Raw genomic sequence first — 234 nt, forward strand, 5'->3', positions numbered from 1 at the left:
GTGAAAAGTGGGCGTAAACTGCCACGTGACTAACGCTATCAGCCTTTTGTGACGTGTGGGCTTATATCCCTTCCGAACTATATCATCCTCCAATTGATCCGGGTCTTTTTGGGAATGCAGTCGTATTGCCCAGCTCTGCAGGTGACCAGGGTGTACAGGTCACGTTCAAGCTTTTATCGGTCGATCCGGAAAACTACGAGGATGCGCCGAGCGAGGGTCTGAGAAGGTTGCTGC

At 51.7% G+C, this 234-nt stretch carries 1 protein-coding gene; it reads left to right on the plus strand.

Annotated features, from left to right (window positions below):
* Nucleotides 1-53: 53 nt before the first annotated feature.
* Nucleotides 54-234: hypothetical protein (locus ACEN88_RS36315; protein WP_413347215.1), on the plus strand; the 181-nt coding region annotated here is incomplete at its 3' end.

Origin of the sequence: Massilia sp. CT11-108, from assembly GCF_047302915.1 — a bacterium.
Lineage (GTDB): Bacteria > Pseudomonadota > Gammaproteobacteria > Burkholderiales > Burkholderiaceae_D > Telluria > Telluria orientalis.